24 protein-coding genes are annotated in these 22,165 nt (G+C 72.1%); 3 read left to right on the top strand and 21 right to left on the bottom strand.

What is annotated here, in order from left to right; translation table 11 throughout:
* The 3 genes from D0D15_RS16410 to metK form a co-directional block, all read right to left on the bottom strand.
* The coding region (locus D0D15_RS16410) for an adenosylhomocysteinase (RefSeq protein WP_162830589.1) at nt 1-209 on the bottom strand (209 nt) is incomplete at its 3' end.
* Between the two features lie 7 nt (nt 210-216).
* Nucleotides 217-1,149 (bottom strand): PfkB family carbohydrate kinase, encoded by a 933-nt coding sequence (locus tag D0D15_RS16405; protein WP_094008836.1) that lies wholly within the window; start codon nt 1,147-1,149, stop codon nt 217-219.
* Between the two features lie 44 nt (nt 1,150-1,193).
* Entirely contained in the window at nt 1,194-2,384 is a 1,191-nt protein-coding gene (gene metK, locus D0D15_RS16400) for a methionine adenosyltransferase (protein ID WP_094008824.1), read from the bottom strand.
* Between the two features lie 364 nt (nt 2,385-2,748).
* Between metK and D0D15_RS16395 the strand changes: the two genes are divergently transcribed.
* Nucleotides 2,749-4,626, top strand: a complete 1,878-nt coding sequence (locus D0D15_RS16395; protein ID WP_094008823.1) for an AfsR/SARP family transcriptional regulator — start codon at nt 2,749-2,751, stop codon at nt 4,624-4,626.
* 3 nt (nt 4,627-4,629) lie between these two features.
* On the opposite strand, the gene D0D15_RS16390 is transcribed toward D0D15_RS16395, so the two are convergent.
* The 4 genes from D0D15_RS16390 to D0D15_RS16375 are packed head-to-tail and all read right to left on the bottom strand — an operon-like array spanning nt 4,630 to nt 9,059.
* Nucleotides 4,630-5,991, bottom strand: coding sequence for an acetyl-CoA carboxylase biotin carboxylase subunit (locus tag D0D15_RS16390; protein WP_094008822.1), 1,362 nt, complete (start codon nt 5,989-5,991; stop codon nt 4,630-4,632).
* Nucleotides 5,988-7,670 (bottom strand): acetyl-CoA carboxylase, carboxyltransferase subunit beta, encoded by a 1,683-nt coding sequence (accD, locus tag D0D15_RS16385; protein ID WP_094008821.1) that lies wholly within the window; start codon nt 7,668-7,670, stop codon nt 5,988-5,990. Before accD ends, D0D15_RS16390 begins: the two co-directional genes overlap by 4 nt.
* Nucleotides 7,667-7,867, bottom strand: a complete 201-nt coding sequence (locus tag D0D15_RS16380) for a hypothetical protein (protein ID WP_094008820.1) — start codon at nt 7,865-7,867, stop codon at nt 7,667-7,669. Before D0D15_RS16380 ends, accD begins: the two co-directional genes overlap by 4 nt.
* Nucleotides 7,868-7,901: 34 nt before the next feature.
* Complete coding sequence (locus D0D15_RS16375) at nt 7,902-9,059, bottom strand: nucleotide disphospho-sugar-binding domain-containing protein (protein ID WP_094008819.1); 1,158 nt, start codon at nt 9,057-9,059, stop codon at nt 7,902-7,904.
* A gap of 161 nt (nt 9,060-9,220) precedes the next feature.
* Between D0D15_RS16375 and D0D15_RS16370 the strand changes: the two genes are divergently transcribed.
* Nucleotides 9,221-9,898: an SDR family NAD(P)-dependent oxidoreductase gene (locus tag D0D15_RS16370; protein WP_094008818.1), complete on the top strand. Its 678-nt coding sequence runs from the start codon at nt 9,221-9,223 to the stop codon at nt 9,896-9,898.
* Nucleotides 9,899-9,901: 3 nt separating this feature from the next.
* Here the strand turns inward: D0D15_RS16370 and D0D15_RS16365 are convergent, their stop codons facing one another.
* The 10 genes from D0D15_RS16365 to D0D15_RS16320 all read right to left on the bottom strand — a co-directional run bounded on the left by D0D15_RS16365 (nt 9,902) and on the right by D0D15_RS16320 (nt 16,252).
* Nucleotides 9,902-10,327: a MarR family transcriptional regulator gene (locus tag D0D15_RS16365; protein ID WP_094008817.1), complete on the bottom strand. Its 426-nt coding sequence runs from the start codon at nt 10,325-10,327 to the stop codon at nt 9,902-9,904.
* Complete coding sequence (locus D0D15_RS16360; protein ID WP_094008816.1) at nt 10,324-10,785, bottom strand: anthrone oxygenase family protein; 462 nt, start codon at nt 10,783-10,785, stop codon at nt 10,324-10,326. The genes D0D15_RS16365 and D0D15_RS16360 overlap by 4 nt, the downstream gene beginning before the upstream one ends.
* Before the next feature lie 29 nt (nt 10,786-10,814).
* The gene (locus D0D15_RS16355) at nt 10,815-11,276 is read right to left on the bottom strand and encodes an SRPBCC family protein (protein WP_094008815.1); all 462 of its coding nucleotides are present in this window, start codon (nt 11,274-11,276) and stop codon (nt 10,815-10,817) included.
* A gap of 1 nt (nt 11,277) precedes the next feature.
* Nucleotides 11,278-11,538, bottom strand: a complete 261-nt coding sequence (locus D0D15_RS16350; RefSeq protein ID WP_094008814.1) for an acyl carrier protein — start codon at nt 11,536-11,538, stop codon at nt 11,278-11,280.
* 94 nt (nt 11,539-11,632) lie between these two features.
* Nucleotides 11,633-12,088, bottom strand: coding sequence for an anthrone oxygenase family protein (locus tag D0D15_RS16345; protein ID WP_233157532.1), 456 nt, complete (start codon nt 12,086-12,088; stop codon nt 11,633-11,635).
* Nucleotides 12,085-12,927, bottom strand: coding sequence for an NAD(P)-dependent oxidoreductase (locus tag D0D15_RS16340; protein ID WP_233157531.1), 843 nt, complete (start codon nt 12,925-12,927; stop codon nt 12,085-12,087). Before D0D15_RS16340 ends, D0D15_RS16345 begins: the two co-directional genes overlap by 4 nt.
* A 21-nt stretch (nt 12,928-12,948) precedes the next feature.
* Complete coding sequence (locus D0D15_RS16335; RefSeq protein ID WP_094008812.1) at nt 12,949-13,329, bottom strand: SchA/CurD-like domain-containing protein; 381 nt, start codon at nt 13,327-13,329, stop codon at nt 12,949-12,951.
* Nucleotides 13,330-13,346: 17 nt separating this feature from the next.
* A complete protein-coding gene (locus D0D15_RS16330; protein WP_094008811.1) occupies nt 13,347-14,204 on the bottom strand; it encodes an LLM class flavin-dependent oxidoreductase in 858 nt (285 codons plus the stop codon).
* Between the two features lie 32 nt (nt 14,205-14,236).
* Complete coding sequence (locus D0D15_RS16325) at nt 14,237-15,484, bottom strand: FAD-dependent oxidoreductase (protein ID WP_094008810.1); 1,248 nt, start codon at nt 15,482-15,484, stop codon at nt 14,237-14,239.
* Nucleotides 15,485-15,514: 30 nt separating this feature from the next.
* On the bottom strand, nt 15,515-16,252 hold the full coding sequence (locus D0D15_RS16320) for an SDR family NAD(P)-dependent oxidoreductase (protein ID WP_115944542.1): 738 nt from the start codon (nt 16,250-16,252) through the stop codon (nt 15,515-15,517).
* A gap of 207 nt (nt 16,253-16,459) precedes the next feature.
* Between D0D15_RS16320 and D0D15_RS16315 the strand changes: the two genes are divergently transcribed.
* Nucleotides 16,460-17,470 carry a methyltransferase gene (locus tag D0D15_RS16315; protein ID WP_094008808.1) on the top strand — a complete coding sequence of 337 codons (1,011 nt, stop codon included), beginning with the start codon at nt 16,460-16,462 and terminating at the stop codon, nt 17,468-17,470.
* Between the two features lie 55 nt (nt 17,471-17,525).
* Here D0D15_RS16315 and D0D15_RS16310 read toward each other — a convergent pair whose 3' ends face one another.
* The 4 genes from D0D15_RS16310 to asnB form a co-directional block, all read right to left on the bottom strand.
* Nucleotides 17,526-17,906 (bottom strand): SchA/CurD-like domain-containing protein, encoded by a 381-nt coding sequence (locus D0D15_RS16310; RefSeq protein ID WP_094008807.1) that lies wholly within the window; start codon nt 17,904-17,906, stop codon nt 17,526-17,528.
* 19 nt (nt 17,907-17,925) lie between these two features.
* Nucleotides 17,926-18,951, bottom strand: a complete 1,026-nt coding sequence (locus D0D15_RS16305; protein ID WP_158224482.1) for a methyltransferase — start codon at nt 18,949-18,951, stop codon at nt 17,926-17,928.
* A gap of 5 nt (nt 18,952-18,956) precedes the next feature.
* On the bottom strand, nt 18,957-20,195 hold the full coding sequence (locus tag D0D15_RS16300; RefSeq protein WP_198958392.1) for a cytochrome P450: 1,239 nt from the start codon (nt 20,193-20,195) through the stop codon (nt 18,957-18,959).
* 67 nt (nt 20,196-20,262) lie between these two features.
* The gene (asnB, locus tag D0D15_RS16295) at nt 20,263-22,122 is read right to left on the bottom strand and encodes an asparagine synthase (glutamine-hydrolyzing) (protein ID WP_094008805.1); all 1,860 of its coding nucleotides are present in this window, start codon (nt 22,120-22,122) and stop codon (nt 20,263-20,265) included.
* Between the last annotated feature and the right edge of the window lie 43 nt (nt 22,123-22,165).

The raw sequence follows: 22,165 nt of genomic DNA, 5'->3' as shown, positions 1-22,165 counted from the left end.
ACCTCAGCACCCAGCGAGACCAGCGTCTCGATCAGCACCGCCGTCTGCACCGTCATGTGCAGCGAACCCGACACCCGCGCACCACGCAGCGGGTTCACCTCCGCATACTCACGGCGCAACGCCATCAACCCCGGCATCTCGTGCTCAGCCAGCCGGATCTCCTTACGGCCGAACTCGGCCAGCTCCAAATCCGCGACAGCGAACTCCATCGGACCCTCACACCCGCAACCTGGACTCGACGTCCCCGGCAGCTTCGCCACCGTAGGTCTGGGCCACCCGGTCGGCGAAACGACCGCGTTCCAGCACGTACTCCTGCGGTCCGACCGTCTCCAGCACGATCGTGGCGAGGGTGCAGCCCACCTGGGCCGACCGCTCCAGACCCAGCCGGTGGTGGTGGCCCCACAGGAATCCGGCGCGGAACGCGTCACCCACGCCGGTCGGGTCGGCGCGGCCGGCCACGGGCACCGCGCCGACGGCCAGGACCGGCCGCGCCTTCCGCTCGATCGTCACCCCGCCCGCGCCGTGGGTGATCACCCAGGCGCCGACCCGGTCGAGCACCTCCTCGTGCCGCCAACCGGTGCCCCGCAACAAAGCGGCCTCGTAGGCGTTGGTGAACAGGTATTCGGCACCGTCGACCAGATCGCGCACCTCGGCTCCGGTCATGATGGCCAGCTGCTGGGACACGTCCGCGGCGAACGGGTACCCGCGCTCCCGGCACTCCCGGGTGTGCCGCACCATCGCCCGCGGGTCGTTGGGGGCGATCACGACCAGACCGGGCCGTCCCACCCGGTCGGCGATCCCGCCCAGCCCGATCTCGGCGGCCTCCGTCATCGCACCGGCGTAGAACGAGGCGATCTGGTTGTCCGCCTCGTCCGTCGTGCACAGGAACCGCGCGGACCACCGCTCCCGCGAGACGCGCAGCGACTTCGTGTCGATCCGGTGGTCCTCCAGCCAGGCGCGGTAGTCCTCGGAGTCGGCGCCGACCGCGCCCACCAGCACCGCGGAGGTGCCCAGCGCGGCCAGCCCGAACGCGATGTTGGCGGCCACCCCGCCCCGGCGCACCGTCAGATCGTCGACCAGGAAGGACAGCGACACCCGCTCCAGCTGCTCGGCGACGAGCCGGTCGGCGAACCGGCCGCGGAACCGCATCAGGTAGTCCACCGCGATGGAGCCGGTCACCACCAGCGGCCCGGTCACGACGTCACCACGTCCTTCAGCGCGCCGGCGCGGTCGGTGTTCTCCCAGGGCAGGTCCAGGTCGGGCCTGCCGAAGTGCCCGTAGGCCGAGGTCTGGAGGTAGATCGGCCGCAGCAGGTCCAGATCCCGGATGATCGCCGCGGGGCGCAGGTCGAACACGTCGAGGATCGCGGTCCGGATCCGGTCCGGGTCCACGGCTTCCGTGCCGAACGTCTCCACGAACAGGCCGACCGGGGCCGCCCTGCCGATCGCGTAGGCGACCTGCACCTCGACCCGTGACGCCAGCCCGGCCGCGACGACGTTCTTGGCCACCCAGCGCATCGCGTAGGCAGCCGAACGGTCCACCTTGGACGGATCCTTGCCGGAGAAGGCGCCACCGCCGTGGCGGGCCGTACCGCCGTAGGTGTCGACGATGATCTTCCGGCCGGTCAGCCCGGCGTCGCCCATCGGGCCGCCGACGACGAACCGGCCGGTCGGGTTCACCAGCAACCGCACGTCCGCGGAATCCAGGCCGGCCGGCGCCAGTTCCGGCTCGACGACGTGCTCGCGGATGTCGGCGCCCAGCATGGCATCCAGGTCGATGCCCTCGGCGTGCTGGGCGGACACCACCACGGTGTCCAGCCGTACCGGCCGGTCGCCGTCGTACTCCACCGTCACCTGCGTCTTGCCGTCCGGTCGCAGGTACGGGACGCTCCCGTTCTTGCGCACGCGGGTCAGCCGGCGGGCCAAGCGGTGCGCCAGCGCGATCGGCAGCGGCATCAGCTCCGGGGTGTCCGAGCACGCGTAACCGAACATCAGCCCTTGGTCCCCCGCGCCCTGCCGGGCGATCTCGTCGGCCTCGCCCCCCGCCCTGGCCTCGCAGGCGGTGTCCACGCCCCGCGCGATGTCCGGTGACTGCGACCCGATGGCGACGTTCACCCCGCACGAGGCCCCGTCGAACCCCTTCGCCGACGAGTCGTAGCCGATGTCCAGGACGCAGCCGCGCACCACGGCGGGGACGTCCACGTATCCCGTGGTGGTCACCTCACCGGCGACGTGCACCTGGCCGGTGGTGATCAGCGTTTCCAACGCCACCCGGGATCGGGGATCCTGCTCCAGCAGCGCGTCCAGGATCGCGTCGCTGATCGCGTCGCAGATCTTGTCCGGGTGCCCCTCGGTCACCGACTCCGACGTGAACACAGAACCCATGGCCTACCTCCGGGGCACGGCATCGCGCTGACACCGCCAGAGTCGGCGACCCCGGTGGAGGCGCGTTCGAGATCGGATCCAGGACGGGCGGGCGCCCCGAAGTTCACCCGGAGCTGACCAAGACGTTCCACCCTGTTTTTCCCGCCGCTCTTGACGCCGCGCCCGGCACGACAACGAATGGCAATATCGCCCGAAATGTCGCATTTCCCCATACGCGGCACCATTTCATGATCATCGCAGCGCGCATTTTTGAAAAGAATGTTCCACCCCGCGATCACTGGAATCTTCGAGCAGCACTCGAGCCTGCTCAGTAGTATCGCTCCAGCGAGGAGTTGCGACTGGGCCGACTAGTGGGGGATCAGGAATGCTCGTCAACATACTGGGACCACTGGACGTTTCCATCGACGGGGTCGCCGTTACGCCGTCCGCACCAAAACTGAGACAAGTGGTAGCCATTCTGGCCGTTTACGCCAACGAAATCGTGCGAAACGAACAGCTGATCGAAGAACTGTGGGAGGACAAACCGCCGTCCAGCGTGACGACCACCCTGCAGACCTACGTGTACCAGATCCGGAAGCTGCTCAACCTGGACAAATCCAGTACCTCTCGGGTGGTCGACCGGGCGATGCCGCCGGCGCTGCACACCTCGATCGGCGGGTACATGCTCTCGTTGCCGCCGGACGCGGTCGACGCCGGCACGTTCGAAAAGCTGGCCACGCGCGGCCTGAACGAGCTGAAGGCCGGCCGGGTCCAGGACGCGGCACGCACGTTGTCCCAGGCGATCCAGCTGTGGCGCGGGCCCGCCCTCATCGACGTCGGTGTCGGGCCCATCCTGCGAGCCGAGGCCATCCGGCTCGAGGAGCTACGCAAGACCGCGCTGGAGCAACGGATCGAGGCGGACCTGCGGCTCGGCCGCCACCACGAAGTGCTCGGCGAGCTGACCGCGCTGACGTCACAGCACCCCACCCACGAGGGCTTCCAGATCAAGTTGATGCTCGCGCTGCACCGCAGCGGACGGCGATCGGAGTCCCTGCGGGCTTACCACCGGGCCCGCACCGCGCTCGCCGACGAGCTCGGCATCGAACCGTCCAACGAGCTGCGCCGCATCCACCAGGCGGTGCTCACCAGCGACGAGCGGCTGGACCTGCCCACCCAGCCGACGGTGACGACCACGACGCAGCACCGCGCGCCCTGTCACCTCCCGCCGAACCGCGCCGAACTGATCGGGCGGGAGCGGGACCTGTCCGACGTCCAGCGGGTTCTGGCGCAGTCGGGTGGCCGGTCACCGGTCGTGGTCGTCACCGGGCCGCCTGGCGCCGGCAAGACGGCGGCGTGCGTCCACGCGGCCTACCGCCTGCGCGAACGCTACCCGGACGGGCAGCTCTTCTGCCGGCTCGTGGACCGGCGGGGACGGCCCGCCGACACCGGTGATCTCCTGGCCGCGTTGCTGCGCGGCCTGGGCGTCTCCGAGAGCAGGCTGCCCGCCACGCTCAGCGACCGCGCCCTGATGTTCCGCACGTGGACCGCCGACCGCCGCCTGCTGGTGGTGCTCGACGACGCGCTCGACACCGCGCAGATCCCGACGCTGCTGCCCTCCGGCGCCGGTTCCGGTGTGCTGATCGCGAGCCGGCGGCGGCTCGCCCTTCCGATGGTCACCGCCGCCGTCGACCTGACGCCCCTGGACGCCGACTGCTCGCTGCACCTGCTCACCACCGCGATCGGCCCGTCCCGGATCCACCCCGACCCGGACGCGGCCCGCAAGCTGATCCGGTTGTGCGACGGCCTGCCGGCCGCGCTGCAGGCGGTCGTCGCCAAGTTGCGGTCCCGGCCGCACTGGTCGGCGCGGCACGCGGTGCGGTGGATCACCTCCGATCTCGCCGGCGACGACGGCCAGGGCGACCCGCTCAACCTCCTCGACAGCCTCGCTCTCACCTACTGGAACCTGCCCGAGGAGGTCCGGCGCGCCTTCCGGGCGCTGTGCCGCGCCGGGGTCCCGCACCTGTCCCCGGCGGTCGCGGCGGGAATCCTGGGCACCGGCGAGACCTTCGCGGAGCGGGTGCTGGAGGACCTGGTCGAGGCGCAGCTGGTGCGGGCGACCGTGGCCGAACCGGAACCGGGGTCGTTCCGGTACCAGATCCTGCCGGTGTTCGCCGCGGTTGCCGCCCGGCTGACCGCCGACCACGAGGTGCCCGAGCAGGACCACGCGACGACCGAGGCGGCGGGCTGGGGCATCGCCCGATGACGGTCAGGCGTGCGACCGCAACAGCGACGTCGTGTGCTCACCCGCCACGAACGCCGGATCCGCCAGCACGCGCCGGAGCAGGTCGCGGGTGGTGTGCACACCGCGCCCGCCGATGCGGAACTCGCCGAGCGCACGGTCCATCCGGGCCAGCGCCGCCGGCCGGTCCGGTCCCCACACGATCACCTTGGCCACCAGCGAGTCGTAGTCCGGTGTGATGCGGCAGCCCGGGTGGGCGTGGGTGTCGACCCGCACGAACGGGCCACCCGGTGGCACGAACTCGGTCAGCTCACCGGGACAGGGCACGAAGTCGCGGGCGGGGTCCTCGGCGTTGATCCGGCACTCCACCGCGACACCACGCGGCCGGACGTCGTCCTGCGTGACGGACAGCGGCAGTCCGGCCGCCACCCGGAGCTGCTCGCGTACCAGGTCGATGCCGGTCACCATCTCGGTCACCGGGTGCTCGACCTGGATGCGGCAGTTCACCTCGACGAACGCGATCTCGGTGTCCCGGACGACGAACTCGAAAGTGCCGGCTCCGGTGTAGCCGACCGCACGGGCACCGGTGACAGCAGCTTCGGCGAGGCGTTCGGCGACCCCGGGCGCCAGAGCGGGTGCCGGGGACTCCTCGACGAGCTTCTGGTGACGGCGCTGCACCGAGCAGTCGCGCTCACCGAGGTGCACGACCCGCCCGTGGTCGTCCCCCAGCACCTGGACCTCGACGTGCCGGGCCCGGTCGAGGAACCGCTCCACGTAGACCCGTTCGTCGAGGAAGACCGCGCGGGCCATCGCCTGGGTGCGCCGGAACGCGGGCACCAGGTCCGCCCAGTGCCGGACGACCGCGATGCCGCGGCCACCGCCACCGGCCACCGCCTTGACGATCAGCGGGAGTCCGATCTCGTGCGCGATCCGCAGCACCTCGCCGGTCGTGGTCACCGGCGTCATGCCACCGGGCATGACGGGGAGCCCGGCGGCTGCCATGATCGCGCGGGCCGCCGACTTGTCCCCCAGCCGGGAGATCACCTCCGGACGCGGCCCGACGAAGACCAGGCCGTTGCCCGCGCAGATCTCCGCGAAGTCCGGGTCCTCGGACAGGAACCCGTAGCCGGGGTGGATCGCCTGCGCCCCGGTGCGCAGCGCGGCCTCGACGATCGACGGGATGTGCAGGTAACTGCGTTTCGGTGCGGGTGGCCCGATCTGCACGGCGTCGTCGGCCGCGGCCGGAACCGCCGAGTCCCGGTCGGCCGCCGAATACACGGCCACGGTCCGGATCCCCATTTCCCGGCAGGTGCGGATCACCCGCAACGCGATCTCCCCGCGGTTGGCGACCAGTACGGTGTCGAACGGCCGCTCTCCGGTCGTGCTCATGACCCCTCCTCGTCCGCGCCGAAGCGCCGGAACCGGTTCCGGCGTCCGGCCACCAGTTCGGCGCCCGGCCGTCCGTGCAACTCCCGCAACTCGGCGACCACCGCAGACCGGACGCGTTCGCTGGACGTGGCCGGATCGCGGTGCGCTCCGCCCGCGGGTTCGGGCACGACGCCGTCGACGACGCCGAGTTCCAGCAGCGAACCGGCGTCGATCCGCAGCGCTTCGGCGGCCCGGTGCGCCGCAGCGGGGTCGCGCCACACGATCGCGGCGCACCCCTCCGGGCTGATCACCGAATAGAACGCGTTCTCGCAGATCAGCACGCGGTCCGCGACGGCGAGGGCCAGCGCCCCGCCGCTGCCGCCCTCACCGGTGATCACCGCGACCACGGGCGCCGGCAGGGTGCCCATCGTGCGCAGGCACTCGGCGATCGCGTGCGCCTGGCCCTGCTCCTCGGCTTCCAGCCCGGGATGCGCCCCCGGCGTGTCCACGAGTGTCACCACCGGGATCCGCAGCTTCGCGGCCAGGCGCATCAGCCGGGCCGCCTTGCGGTAACCGGCGGGCGAGGGCATTCCGAAGCCGCGAGCCACCAGCTCCGGTGTGCCGTGGCCCTTCTGGTGCCCGAGGAACACGACCGCCTGCCCGTCGAGTGCGCCGATCCCGCCCACGATCGCCGGGCTGTCCCCGCCCGACCGGTCGCCCCGCAGCTCGACGAAGCTGTCCGCCCACGCGTGGATGTGGTCCAGCGCCGTCGGCCGGTCCAGGTTGCGCGCGAGCGCCATCAGCTCGCCGGGGGAACGACGGGGCACCACCCGCGGGTCCCGCCACACCGGGTCCTCGATCGCGGGTCGCCACACGGACGGCTCGCCGTGCCGCGCCGCCGCCAGGAGCGTGGCCAGGGTGTGCCGCAGTTCGGCACGCCCGCGGATGGCGTCGATCAGGCCGTGCTCCAGCAGGAACTCGGCGGTCTGGAACCCGTCCGGGAGCCGCTGCGAGATTGTCTGCTCGATGACGCGCCGCCCGGCGAACCCCATGCGGGCGCCGGGTTCGGCGACGATCACGTCGGTGAGCGTGGCGAACGAGGCCGCGACGCCGCCGAACGTCGGGTCGGTGACCAGGGTGATCGTCAGCAGACCCGCCTCGTCCAGCGCGCTGAGCGCGTTGCTGGTCTTGGCCATCTGCATCAGCGACAGCGCGCCCTCCTGCATCCGGGCCCCGCCGGACGCGGTGACGAGCAGCAACGGCTCCGCCCGGGAGAGCGCGGTCTCGGCCGCTGTCGTCACGGCCTCCCCCGCCGCGCCGCCCAGGCTCCCGCCGAGGAACCGGAAGTCCATCACCGCTGCGACGACCGGGTGGCCGGCCACGGTGCCGTGCGCGACGAGCACGGCGTCGTCCAGTCCGGTGCTCTCCCGCGCCTCGGTCAGCCTCTGCCCGTACGGCATGACGTCCACGAACCGCAGCGGGTCACGGACGGCGGGCGGGACCTCCACCGGCCGCGCGGACCCGTCGTCGAGCAGCGCGGCCAGCCGCTCCCGCGCGGTCAGCGGCGCGTGCCGGCCGCACTCCGGGCACACACCGAGCAGGCGGTCGAACTTCTTGCGGTACAACATGATCCGGCAACCGCCGCACCTGATCCAGTCGGCGGGGGCCACTCCGGCGCCGGGAGACGCGGTCGTCGTCATCGCGTCCTCCTCCCGGCCGGGTCCGCCGCCTCCGGGAACGGCGGATCCGCGGGCAGGACGAAACCGGTCATGGCCGCACCGGCGCAGGCGAGCGCCTCCGCGACCACTCCGCCCAGCACGCGCCACCACCTCCGGCGGGGCGCGGCGCCGGCACGGCCGTTGCCGCGCTGGAAGGGAATCCGGTCGTCGTGGAACACTCGACACACCACCTCGATGTCAGTTGCGGATGGGTCAGCTCAGGGCGCGCCGGTTGTCACCGGCCGCGATCAGTTCCAGCTCGGGCACCACGGCCGACGGCGCGGGCATGCGGTGGATCTCCTGCTGGAGCGTCCGTGCCGCCGCCTGCGGCTCCTCCTCCGCGAGCAGGCGGCCGACCGCCGCGCGCACGGCGTCCGGGGTGGCGCCGTCCCGGTCGAGCACGAGGCCCGCGCCGCCCGCGGCGAGCCGCTCGGCGTGCGCCCGGTGATCGGGCAGCTGCGGCACCAGCAGCAACGGCAGCCCGTGCGCCAGGCTGGTCAGGATGGTGCCCGCGCCGCCGTGCGCGACCACCACGTCGCACCCGCCGAGCACGTGGTGCAGCGGGGCGTCGTGCACGACCCGGGTGTTGCGCGGCAGTGGCCCCAGCAGTCCGGCCTGGGCCGCGGACACGGCGACGAGGACGTCGGCCCCCAGCGCGCCGAGGGCCCGCGCGATCTCCCCGGCGAGGAACCTCGCCGGGTCGAGCCTGGCCATCGTGTACCCCCAGGTCACGCACACGGCCGGACGGCCACCGGTCCCGCCGGTGTCCGGCGGGACGGCGCCGCCACCGTTGAAGGACATCCAGCGGATCGGCAACCGCTGGTAACCGGTGGGTATCCGGAGCGCGGGCGGCACCGGGTCGAGGGTCACCGCCCCCATCGGGTCGCACGGATCCACCCCGAACCGCGCGGCCACCCGCTCCAGCACGTCCCGGAGGGCACCGGAGTCCCTGACCATCAGGTCCGTGCCGAACAGGTGACGGACGGCAGGCACGCCGGCCGCGGCGGCCGCCAGCGGCCCGGCGAGGGTGGTCGGATCGGAGACCACCACGTCCGCCCGCCAACGGCGGGTCAGCGCGGTGAGGCCGTCCACCATGGACTCGGCGTGGGCCGCGACCATCTCCAGTGCGCGCGGTCGCCCGGGCGTCCGCCCTGGCCGGTGCCCCGGATCCAGGTACTGCCGGACCAGGGCGACGGTGTCGACGTCGGCCCCTACCGCGACGGACGGCAGCCCGGTGCGCGCGATGTCCGGCAGCGCTGCCGGTTCGCTCGCGAAGAGCACCTCGTGACCGGCGCTCCGGCAAGCCCACGCGAGCGGGACCAGCGCGTAGATGTGGGACGGCCACGCCCAGGCTGTGAACACGACACGCATCGCTCGTGTGCTCCTTCTCCGCGGTCTCGGCTTCGACGTCCCGGAGTCTGGCCGAGCGAGCTCTCGGCAGGCTCGAATGCGGATGGCGGCCGGGGCACCAGCACGGCTCGAGCGCGGGCTGCGACAGTCCCGCCCGGCGCGACGATCCCGAGGAGAGGCGCATGACGACACGACGGGTCGCGTTGGTCACCGGGGCCAACCGCGGGCTGGGGCAGGCCATCGCACGCGAACTGCATCACCGGGGGGTCGAGGTCGTCGTGGGCGCGCGCGACGGGGAGGCGGCCGCGGAAACCGCTTTCCGGCTCGCCGCGCGCGCCGTGACGCTCGACGTGACCGACCCCGGCAGTGTCGCCGAGGCCAGGGCGCGGATCGGCGACGTGGACATCCTGGTGTCCAACGCGGGCGTGCTGCTCGACGGGGACCACGATCCCCTGTCGGTCTCGCTGGATGTCGTGGAACGCACGCTGGCGGTCAACCTGCTCGGCTCGTGGCGGGTGGCGCAGGCGTTCGTGCCCGGGATGGTGCGCCGTGGCTGGGGACGCGTGGTGTTCGTGTCGAGCGCGACGGGCGCGTTCAGCGTCGGCCTGTTCGCCGGAACCCCCGGGTACTCGGTGTCGAAGACCGCGCTGAACGGCCTGACCACGATGGTCGCCGCGCGCACCGAGGGCACCGGGGTGCTGGTCAACGCCGTGAACCCGGGCCGGACCCGGACCCGGATGGTGCCGGCCGCCACGCAGAGCCCGGAGGAGGCCGCCAGGGACGTCGCGCACGTGGCGCTGCTGCCGGATGACGGCCCGACGGGCGCCTTCCTGCGCGGCAGCCGCCGCCTCGACTGGTGAGCGTCACGACAGCAGGTCGAGCCAGCCGCTCAGGTACCGCCGGATCGCGGACAACTCCCGGTCGCCGCAGCCCTCGGCCAGCGACGCCAGCCCGCTCCGCACCGCGCACCAGTCCCGCACCGGGCCCGCGGTCGCCCCGACCGGTTCGACGAGCACCTTGCGCCGGTCGGCCGGGTCCCCGGTGCGGCGGACCTGCCCGGCCCGCTCGAGCCGGTCGAGCACACCGGTCACGGCGCCGGTGGACAACGCCGCCCGCTGCGCGAGCTGTCCCGCCGTCAGCGGACGGCCCGCTCGGACGATCAACCGCAGGCAGCGGTACTCGGTCGGCGACAGGCCCGCCTGCCGGGCGACCCGCGCGTGCCAGTCGGCGAGCGCGCTCTCCACCCGGCGGCTCAGCGCCACCACCTCGCCCGCCTCGGCGGCGGTCACAGCAGCACGCCGGTCGCCGCGCAGTTGAGCACCAGCGCGAGCGCGGACAGCACGGTCCGAGCCCGGTTCCAGGCACCCCAGTGCGGCCGCGGGTCGACCTCCGCGAAGTCCGCGGGCAGATCATCCGGATCCAGCTGGCGCACCCACCGGTTCACCGGCACGTTCTTCGACAACGAGATCGCGATCGTGCCCGCCGCCAGCACGGCCGCCCCGGCGAACAGCGCCGCCGGACCCCAGCGTCCGGCGAGCACCCCGAGGGCCGCGTCACCCAGCACGGTCACCAGCAGACAGGCCGGCATGAACGGATCGAAACGTGTGGTGAAGAACGCGTGCGCGTGCACGTACCGGTCCGGGGGCAGGCTGACCAGCAGCGGCCATCCCCCCATCTGGGTGCCGGCCAGCACGCCGGCGGCGAGACCGCTGGCCAGCAGCACGATGGGCACGAGGATCTCGAACACGGGTACCTCCGGTGCCGGACGCGGCGCGATCAGCGGCTCGCGGTGCGGGCCGCGGCCTCCACCTTGTCCTTGATGAGCTTCATCTGGACCGGTGTGTTCCGGTTCAGACGCTCCTGCATGGCCGCGTCGCCGACCGGGGCCTCCGGCTTCATCTCGAAGTCCTGCACCCACCGCATCCGCACGCCGGCGTCGGTCTCCAGGTACTCCCAGTAGATCCACATGTACTTGAACGGGCCGGTCTCCACCCGCTGCGAGCGCACCGTGCGGGTGGCCTCGTCCGGTGTCCGGGCCGACACCCAGCTCCACACCTTGCCGTGCTCGTCGGGCTGGAGGGACAGCCGGAAGATGATCGTCCCGTCCCGCCGGTCGAGGATCCGCGCGTCGGAGTATTCGCTGAACAACCGCGGCCACGACTCGATGTCGTTGGTCATGTCCCACACCACCTGCATGGGAGCCTCGATCACGATCTCGTTGTCGGTGTGCCCGGCCACGTCACGCCCCCGCCTTCGCCAGCAGTGTGTTGATGTACTCGACGGCCTTCGCCGGAGTCGGCATGTCCCCCACGGCGTCGTCGGAGATCCGCACCCCGTAACGGCGCTCCACCTGGCCACACAGCTCCAGCACGGCCAGGGAGTCGTAGCCCAGCTCGGCGAACTCGACGTCGGCGATGTCACCGTCGAGGTCCGCTTCGTCGGTGTCGCCCACCCGCGTGCGCAGGATCTCCCTCAACTCGTCCAAGTCGAACCGGCTCATTCCGCCTCCGTTCCGTCTCACGGCTTTCGTTGCCCGCACACAGGTTTGCCCGGCGGGCTGGAAGGTTCCTCGAACAACGCTCGACGCCGCCGCCTCAGACCAGCACCACCGCGACCGCGTTCAGCGCCACGCCGATCAGGGCCAGGAGGGTACGCAGCAGGTGCCACCGGCGCCACAGCGGCCGCGGATCCCGCCACCCGTCCGGGATCTCGCCCGGGTCCATCGACTTGACCGCCCGGTTGATCGGGACGTTGCAGAAGTGCGAGACGACCGAGACTCCGAGCAGCACGACCGCGGCCACCGCGAACAGGATCACCGGCGCCGGCTGGTGCACCACCAGCGCCAGCACGACGTCGAGGAGCGTCGACGACAAGACGATGATCGGCATGGTGGGGTCCCACCGCCGCCCGATCAGCTGGTGGGTGTAGACGTAGCGGTCGGCGGGCATGGCCAGCAAGGCGGGCAGCACGCTCAGCGCCACCGCGAACAGCACTCCGGCCACCAGACCGCTGCCGACGAGCACCACCGCGGCCAGCAGGCCGGCAATCACCACGACTCCTCGGCGACGATCGCGGCGTCGTCGTCACCCCGCCCTGCCGCCAGCACCGCGGCGAACCGGTCGAGCGCGCACCGGCTCATCGGCAGGTCCGCCCCGTGCTCCAGCGCCTCCCGATGGGCGAGGTCGAGGTCCTTGCGCATGAGCGCGGCGCGGAACATCGCGGGCCGGTACTCGCGGCGCCGCATGAACCCCGCGCGAAACGACAGCACCGGTGACCGCCAGCCGCTGCCCTCGAACGCATCCAGCAGCAGATCCCGGTCCAGGCCCGTCGCCTCGGCGAACACGACCGCCTCCGCCAGCCCGAGCAGCTGCACGCCCAGCATCAGGTTGAGCGCCAGTTTCAGCACGCTCGCGCTCCCGGTTCCGCCGACGAAGCGAACCTCCTGGCCGATCGCGCCCAGTACCGGGCGTACGAGGTCCACATCGGACTCCGCGCCTGCGGCGAACACGCGGAGCCGTCCGGCGGCGGCCATCTCCGGGTTGCCGATCACGCACGCCTCCACCCGGCGCACCCCCGACTCCGCCAGCCGTTTCGCCGCCTCCCTGGCGAAGGCGGGACTCACGGTGGAGGTGTCCACCACAACGGCACCCGCGTTCAGCCGGCCGTCCAGCTCTCCGAACAGCACCTGGTCCACAGCGTTCTCGTCGGCGAGGCTGAGCAGCACGACCTGGGCTCCGGCGACCGCCTCAGCGGCGGACGGGGCGAGCGCGGCACCGGCTTCGACCAGCGGTGCCGCCCGGTCCGCGCTGCGGTTGTACGCGGTGACGGCCAGCCCGGAGGCGAGCAGGGCGCGGGCCATGCCCGATCCCATCCCGCCCAGGCCGATCACGGAAACCGACGGTGGCACGTGTCAGCCCTCCGCCGGGTGCGTCTCGACCGACAGCTGGGACACGCAACGCATCGTGGCATCGCGGAAGTACTTCGCGAAGGCGGTCTCGTCCCCGGTCTCCCGCTGCTCCTGCAGGTGCGGAGCGAGTTTCGACTCCAGCACGTGCACGCCGCGCTGACCGGCCATGTGGCGGGCGATCGCGGCGAACTCCCCCTCGTAGTGGATCACCCGCACCAGCACGTCGTCCTTGACGAACACGGCGGTGCCCAGCAGCCGGCCCGCCTCGGCGCCGTCGTCTCCGCGCAGCACCGGGCTGTCGACGCGCTGGAAGCCGGCGAAGATCTCGGCGATCTGGTCCTCGTGCCCGGGCTTGATCCGGTAGGTGATGGCCGCGTACGGCATCGCGCGCTCCTTTCGTGTCAGCCGAACGCGACCTTGGCGATCAGGTCCAGCTGGTCGGAGTCGGGGGTGCAGGGGATGAGCATCAGCTCGTCGCAACCGGCCTCGGCGTAGCCGTTGATCGTCTCGCGCAGGCGGCCCTCGTCGGCTATCACGCCGTCGGCCAGCAACTGCGCCTTCTGCCCCAGGTAGGAGTAGTAGTCGAGCAGGTACTGGCCACCGTCGCGCTTGCGGTCGGGGCCGGGCGCGACGTAGGTCAGCGCGCCCAGCTTCGGCGTCCCGTCCCGCCCCGCGGCCTCCCAGGCGGCCTTCACCTCCGCGGCCTGCGCGAGGTACTTCTGCAGCGGACCACCCCCGGAGATCCAGCCGATGCCGTACTTGGCCGCCCTCGGGAAAGCGGCCGCGGAGTTCCCGCCGATCCACAGCGGGATCGAGCCTGTCACCGGCCGCGGTCCGATGCCCGGCACGGCACCCCCGCCGTCCCACACCTGCCTGATCTCGTCGAGCAGTTCGTCCAGCAGCCGGCCGCGCCGGTGGTAGGGCACCCCGGTGGCGGTGAAATCGTTTTCCCGGCCGCCGGCGGCCACACCCACGACCAGGCGGCCGTGCGACAGCCGGTCCACAGTGGCCAATTGCTTGGCCAGCTGCGCCGCGCTCGGCCAGCAGCCGGCGAGCAGGATGGTGGGCGCCAGCGTGATGCGCTCGGTCACCGCCGCCGCGGCCGCCAGCGTCGTCACGGCGTCGTAGCTGTCGTAGACCAGCCGGTCGAGCACGGCCAGCGTGCTGAACCCGAGCTGGTCCGCGCGGCGGGCGAAGTCGGTGATCTCCCGGCCGCTGGTCCGGGGGACGGTGTTCGGCAGGCCGACTCCGATGTCCATGGTGGCTCTCCCTGGTTTCCGGAAATGGTTGTTCACTGGCTCGCGGTCAGTACGGACTCGTCGAAGTCGATCGTCCGGAGCGACCACTTGGCCACCCGCAAGGACATCGCGACAGCCGCGGTGGCGGAGGCGACCATCCCGGTCTGGTACTCACCGACCGCGTCGGCGATCTCCCGTTCGCCCCGGTCGACGGCGAGCAGCGCCCTGGTCAGCGCGGCGGCGTCGCGGACCGCGGTGTTCGCGCCGACTCCGCCGGAAGGCGGCATCGCGTGCGCGGCGTCCCCGAGCGGGACGACCTCGCCCACCGGCCACGGTTCCACCGGCACCGTCGCGCGGACCGCCACCGGGAAGGTCTCCGGGACGTCGGCGTGGCGCAGCACCGTGCGCAGCGCGGGATGCCAGGAGGCGGTGCGCTCCTGCACCAGCTGCCACAACCGCGCCCCGCTCATCCCGAGGAACTCCTCGTCCGGGATGCCGAGGACGGTGCGGTGCATGGAGAACACCGACATGAAGTAGTCGTCGGCGTCGTCGAAGGCGTGCGCCACCGGCGAGCGCGCCGCGGCCGCGGCGGGCCGGGTGCGGAAGACCATCGGCATCAGGCCCAGCTTGTGCCCGTCCGAGCCGATCACCCAGGTGAACCGGTCCTGGAGGACCTTCGGAACCGCCCGCCGCAGCGACTGCGTCATGGGAATCCGCCCGAACACCGTCCGCACCCCGAGATCGCGCGGGGTGCTGGTGATCCCGCACTGGCTCCGCAGCACCGAATTCGCTCCGTCGGCGGCGACCAGCACGTCGGCCTCGGTGGCACTGCCGTCCGCGAAGTACGCGGTGACGCCGTGTCCCGGCCGCCGGGTGAAGTGGGTGAAGCGCTTGCCGAACCGGACCGCGTCGTCCAGCCCGGCGAGCAGCACGTGCCGGAGCGTGACCCGGTCGACGGCGTCCACCTTGTCCGGTGACCCGGCCCTCGGGTCGTCGATTTCCGGCGACCACCCCGGGGTCAGCTGCTCGTCGTAGCAGGCCATCCCGTAGCCGTACCGGCTGTTGGCGGTGGCGACGAGCAGGTCGCACACCGGCGCCGGAAGGCATTCGCGCAGGGCGTCCTCTCCCTCGGGACTGATGTGCAGGCGGTAGCCCTGGTTGCGGCCGCGAACCGCGGGATCGCGCTCGTACACCTCGACGTGGACACCGGACTTGCGCAGCCCCTGCGCGAGGCACAGACCGCCCACGCCCCCGCCGATCACGACGACCCGCAGGCCGCGCCGGTGCTCCCCGTTGCTCATGATGGCTCCTCCGCGTTTCCCGGCCGGTGCTCAGACGCCGCCGTCGACGTTCAGGGTCGTGCCGCTGACGTAGCGGGACGTGTCGCCGGCCAGGAACAACACGGCCCCGGCCACGTCCTCGGGCCGGCAGATCCGGCCGAGAGCGGTCATGCCGACGATCCGCTCGACGGCCTGTGGCGGGAGTCCCGCGCCCGGTTCGGTCTCGGTGAGGCCGGGGGCGACCGTGTTGACGCGGATCCCGCGAGGACCGAGCTCCTTGCACAGGCCTCGCGTGAATCCGATCAACGCCGCCTTGGACGCGGTGTAGTGAACGCCGTTGACCCGGCCGCGCAACGCCACCGACGATCCGATGTTGACCACCGACGCACCATCGACCAGCAGGCCCAGCACCGCCTGGGTGACCAGGTGGGCGGCTGTGACGTTGTGGTCGATCAGCCGGTGCCACTCCGTCTGCGAGATCTCGGCGAACGGCACGGCGCCGTCCACCCCGACGTTGTTGACCAGGACGTCGAGCTGTCCCAGCTCGGCGCCGACGGCGTCGCCGAGCCGGCGGGCGCCGGCCACGCTGGTCACGTCGGTTCGCACCACGCGGTTCTGCCCACCCAGCTCCGCGAGCTCGCGCGCCAGGCTGTCGGCGTGCTGGCTTTCGGTGCGATGGCAGGCCACCACGTGAGCGCCGCACCGCGCGAAGGCGAGCACCGTCGCCCGGCCGATGCCGCGGGTGCCGCCGGTCACCACGACACGTTTGCCCGCCAGTCCCTGATCCACAGACCTGCTCCCTCACTGCCGTGGCCCGATCCGGTGCCCATCCTGGGCGGGCACGCTGGTCCACGACTCGAATCCGGGTGGAGCCCGGCGCTCGTCCACTGTGGACCGAGTCCGCTCCAACCGGTTTCGAGCACGGCTCCACGCGCCGCTGACAGGGTCGCCGTACCACCGCCGGCTGCGCGCGGCGAACGACCAAGGGAGTCTCGAATGACGGGTACCGTTCCGAACGCCACCACCCCGGCCGGGCTCATCCGGCTGTGCAACGCCTTCTGCGACGCCAAGGCGCTGATCACCGCGGTGGAACTCGACCTGTTCACCGTGCTGCACGACGATCCGGCCACCGAGGACCAGATCCGCGACCGGCTTCGGCTGCACGGCCGCGGCCTGCGCGACTACCTGCACCTCCTGGTCGCACTCGGCCTGCTGGAGAAGGACGGCGACCGGTACCGCAACGCCGCGGGAGCGGACCAGTACCTGGTCAGCCACCAGCCGACCTTCATCGGCGGGTTCGTGCGCCGGGCCGGCACCAACCTCTATCCCGCGTGGGGCAGGCTGACCGAGGCGCTGCGCACCGGTGCGCCCCAGACGGGCAGCGACTACGAGCAGGTGATCCGGGACCCCGGGGTTCTCGGCCAGTTCGTGCGCATGATGGACGGGCTGACGCAGGTCCTGGGACCGCAGCTGATCGAGGCGTTCGACGGCTGGCCCGCCGGCGGTTCGGTGCTCGACGTCGGCGGTTGCCGCGGCAACATCGCGGGCCAGATCGTCAAGGCCCACCCCGGACTGACCGGGCACGTGTTCGACCTGCCGCAGATGGGCCCGTTCTTCACCGAGCACATGGCCGCACTGGGGCTGACCGGACAGGTCCACTTCCACGGCGGCAACTTCTTCCACGACCCGCTGCCGGAGGCCGACGTCGTGATCCTCGGCCACGTGCTGCACGACTTCGACCCCGGGCGCCGGAAGTTCCTGCTCGGGAAGGCGGGGGCGGCGGTCAAGCCGGGCGGCTCGCTGCTGGTGTACGACCGGATGCTGGAGGGCGAGCCCCCGCAGGTGGAGAATCTGGTGATCAGCCTGGACATGCTGCTGGTCAGCGACGGCGGCTCGGAGTACCCGGCCGGCGAGGTGCACGAGAACGCCACCGCGGGCGGGCTCACCGTGGTCGAGGACCGGAAGCTCGGCGACTTCGACACCCTGGTGGTCCTGCGCAAGGACTGACGGACGGCGGACGGGCCGGGTGCGGCAGGCACCCGGCCCGTCGGCACGCGGCGATCTACGTGGAGCCCGCCGCGCGGGGCACCGCGAGCTGCGTGACGCAGCGCAGCCGGCTCTTCTGGAACGTGCGGAGGAATCCCTCGACCGTTGCGGTGTCACGGGGTTCGTTCAGGTACGGGACGAGCTTGCGTTCCACCTCGCGAACGCCCGGTTGGGCCGCCATGAAGCGGATGACGGCGTCCAAGTCGCCCTCGTACTCGATGAACCGGACCAGCAGGTCGTCCCGGATGAACACGGCGGTGGCGAGGATCCGCCCGGCCTGCTCACCTCCGTCGCCGGGGACCACGTTCCCCTGGGGCCGCCGGAAGTCCTCGAAGACGGCGGCGACCTCGTCCTCGCACCCGCCCTTGATGTCGTAGGTGATGGCTGCGAACGGCATGCGGCTCCTCCCTGGTGCGTCAGGCCTTGCGGGCGACGACCGCGGTCTCCAGGCCGTCGAACAGGGACAGTTCGGCGACGGGTGCGAACCCCGCGTCGCGCGCGTAGGAGCGGCAGTCGGCCACCGTGTACTCCGACCCGCCCGGCGTGACCACCAGCAGGTTCAGGCAGCCGAGCAGTCCGGTCCTGTTGACCCGGCGGTCGTCGTCGATCATCCGGTCGTAGATCACCACGATGCCACCGGGCCGGACCGCGTCGTAGGCGCGCGCGACCAGCTCGCGGCGCTCGTCGGCGTTCCAGTCGTGCAGGATGTGGCCGAACAGCAGCACATCGGCCTCCGGCAGCGGGTCGGCGAAGAAATCGCCGGTGACGAACCGAACCCGGTCCGCGGTCCCGTGGCCGGCCATGTGCTCGGCGAACAGCGGCGCGATCTCCGGGCGGTCGAAGACGGTGCCGATCAGGTGCGGGTGTGCCTTGGCCAGTCGCGCCGACAGGTTCCCCCGCGCGCCGCCGACGTCGGTGAAGTCGCGGTACCCGCGCCAGTCGAGTCCGGCCGCGAGCTCGGTGGCGATGTGCGTGGTCCAGGCGTCCATGGCGGCGATGAAGCTGCGCCGCTCGTCCAGGTCCTCGTACAGCCGCTCGAAGAAGTCCTGGCTGTCCCAGCCGATGTAGGGCTTGCCGGTGCGCAGGCTCTCGGTCAGCCCGCCCCACGCCCGGAACAGGTGCTTGCTGGCCTGGCGCATCCAGCCGCCGAGGTAGGTGTCCCGGTTCTCGTCGAGGAAGTAGCCGGTGGCGTCGGTGTTGCGGTACCGGCCGTCGTGCCGCTCCAGCAGGTCGAGGGCCACCAGCGCGTCGAGGAAGTCCCGCGCCGAGCGGGGGTGCAGGCCGAGTCCGGCCTGGAGGTCCCCCAGCGTCGCGGATCCGGAGCCGAGCTCGGTGAACAGTCCGATCTCGACAGCGGTCAGCAGTGTCTTCGCAGCCCAGAACGAAGTGCCCAGCTCGATCAACGGCCGGGCGCTCGGTGTGGCGGTGGTCGGTGTGCTCATTGCGGTCAGGTTCCTTCCTGGCGGTGTTCCCGGCCGGCGCGGTCTCCCCACCGCAACGGCAGCGTTTCCGGCCGGCTGAACGCGCGGTCGGTCTTCCATTCCAGCTCGGCCTCGGGCACCGCGAGGGTGACCGCGCCGAAGCGGTCGAACAGCGCGCCCAGCGCAACGGCGAGTTCCATGCGGCCCAGCTGGGCACCGAGGCAGTGGTGTATTCCGTGCCCGAACGCCAGGTGCGGGTTCGGGGTCCGGCCGAGGTCGAGGTTCCCGGGGGCGTCGAACACGTTCTCGTCGCGGTTGGCCGAGTTGATGCTGGGCAGGACTGCCTCGCCGGCGCGGACCAGCACCCCGCCGATCTCCACGTCCTCCAACGCGATGCGGATCGGTCCGACACCGCCCCCGGCCTGCGAGTAACGCAGCAACTCCTCGACCGCGACCGGTAGCTCGTCCGGGTGCTCCACCAAGCGCCGGAGGGCCGCCGGCCGGGCGGTCAGGGTGAGCACCGCGTGCACGATCTCCGACGTGGTGGCGTGGTAACCGGCCATCAGCAGGGTCTCGGCGAAGGCCAGCAGCTCCTCGGTGTCGAGCGAATCGCCCTCGTCCCGCGCGGTGACGAGGGCGGTGAGCAGGTCGTCGGAGGGGTCGCGCTGCTTGGCGGCGATCAGATCGCCGAGGTAGCCCTTGAGCTTGCCGGCCGCCGCGCCGACCTCCGCCGAGGAGTGCGCGCTCACGCTCAGCATCACGTCGGTCCACGCGCGGAACAGTGACTGGTCGGCGGCGGGCACGCCGAGCATCTCGCAGATCAGCGTGATCGGCAGCGGCTGCGCCAGGTGCGCGATCAGGTCGGCGGGCGGCCCCTGCTCGGCCATCGCGTCCACCATGGACGCGGCGAGCTTCTCCACGCGCGGCCGCAGGTTCTCGATGCGCCGGGTGGTGAACGCCCGCCCGACCAGCTTGCGCAATCGGGTGTGCGCGGGCGGATCCATCACGAAGATCGACTTGGAGCCGGCCGCGATCGGCAGCAGGCGCGGCGCGTCCGGCCGGGTGATGGCCTCGCGGCTGAACCTCGGGTCGGCGAGCACCTGCCGGACCTCGGCGTGGGTGGTCACCAGCCAGACCGCGTGCCCGTTGGCGAGCCCGACCCTGGCGACCGGGCGCTCGGCTCGCAGGGCGGCGTACTCCTCCGGCGGCCGTAGCGGGTGCTCGCCGGGGAACGGGAATCTCGGCAGTGCCTCGTGCGTCGGCAACACAGTCCCCTCGCTCTCGCCGGTGCTCCTGGTGTGTGCCAGGTTGGCTGGGTGGGCTCGAAACGGCCTAGAGCGCCAGATCGACGTCGTAGTCGCGGAGCCAGAGGTCGAGCTGGAGCACGAGCTCGATGTTCATCCGGCTGTGCCAGCCGAAGGCGATCTCGGAGGTGTCGGTGATCGCGCGCCGGGCAGCGCCGGCGTCGACCAGGGACAGCACGGGCGAGTCGGCGGCGAGCAGCCCGGACAGCTCGCGTTGCAGGGCCCGGGTGTAGGCGGGGTCCTGGGTGACCGGCCACGGGCTCTTCGCCCGCTGCAGGACCCGCTCGGGCAGACGCCCGGCCAGCGCGGCCCGCAGCAGGCTCTTCTCGCGGCCGTCGAAGGTCTTCATCGCCCACGGGACGTTGTAGAGGTACTGGACCAGGCGGTGGTCGCAGAACGGCACCCGCACCTCGAGCCCCGAGTCCATGCTGAGCCGGTCGTCCCGGTCGAGCAGCATCGGCAGCCACCGCGTCACCTGCAGGTAGCACAGCTCGCGCATCCGGTGGTCGAGCGCGCTCTCCCCGTCCGGGTGCGGCGCCTCCGCGCAGGCCTGCTGGTAGCTGTCGGCGTAGTGGCCGGCCATGTCGACCTTGTCGAGCAGGCCGGCGTCCAGCAGGCCGCGTCCCATCCCGGCGGGACGGCACGCCTCGTGCAGCTGCTCCATCGCCACCCACGGGAACGTCGGCGCCTGCGCGTACTCGTCCAGGTGCAGCCAGATGTAGCCACCGAACGTCTCGTCCGCGCCCTCACCGATGAGCGCCACCGTGTTGTGCTGCCGGATGCGCCGGAAGGTGCGGTGCAAGGACACGTCCATGTCCCCGTAGCTGGTGGCCATGTCCTGCGCGCGCACGGCGGCCAGCCGCGTCGCCGGGTCGGTGAGGTCGGCGGTGTTCAGGAGGATGTCCACGTGGTCGGATCCGACGCGCCGCACGACCTCGGCCGCGTACGGTGCGTCCGGTGCGCTGCGGGTGTCGTCCGCGCGGAAGTTGTCGTGGTAGCCCTCGAAACTCGTGGTGACCGTGCGCACCCGGCGGCCGCCCTGCTCGTCCAGGATGGCGGCGGCGACCGCGGTGAGCGCGCTGGAATCGAGCCCGCCGGACAGGGCGGTGCACAGGGGCACATCGGACACCAGTTCGCGGAGGACGATGTCGTCGAGCAGCGTCCGCACCGTGTCGATCGTGGTCCCCAGGTCGTCGGTGTGCGGCTCGGCCCGCAGCTCCCAGTACCGCTGCTCGCGAAGACCGCGACGGCTCACGACCAGGCTGTGGCCCGGTTTCAGCTCGCGCAGGTCGCGGAAGACCGACCGGCCCGGGGTCTTGGCGGTGGACAGCAGCTCACGCAGCCCCTCGCGATCGACCACCGGCCGGATCAGCGGGTTGGCCAGCAGCGCCTTGGGTTCGGATCCGAACAGCACGCCCGAGGGCAGGGGCGCGTAGAACAACGGCTTGATCCCGAGGCGGTCGCGGGCCAGGAACAGCTCCTCGCGCCGCGGATCCCAGACGGCGATGGCGAACATGCCCTCCAGGCGCCGCACGCAGTCCGCGCCCCATTCCCGGTACGCGCGCAACACGACCTCGGTGTCGCTGTCGGTGCGGAACTCGTGCCCGGCGCGGCGCAGTTCGTCGCGCAGTGCCCTGAAGTTGTAGACCTCGCCGCCGTAGGTGAGCACCGCGGAGGTGCGGCCGCCCTCCTCCGCCACCATCGGCTGCGCGCCGCCGGCGAGGTCGATCACGGCGAGCCGGGTGTGGCCGAGTGCGACGTGGCGGTCGAGCCAGAACCCCTCGGCGTCCGGGCCCCGGTTGCGCAACGCCCGCGTCATCGACTCGACCGTGGGGCGTGCGCTGGTCAGGTCCCGGGCGAAGTCCACCCAACCGGTGATGCCGCACATACGGCCTCCAGCGTGTCGCGGAAAGTCGGTCCACCGCATCGTC

This window comes from Amycolatopsis thermalba (assembly GCF_003385215.1).
Lineage (GTDB): Bacteria > Actinomycetota > Actinomycetes > Mycobacteriales > Pseudonocardiaceae > Amycolatopsis_E > Amycolatopsis_E thermalba.
Note: the sequence above shows the minus strand (reverse complement) of the source record. Positions and strands in the feature narration are given on the sequence as shown.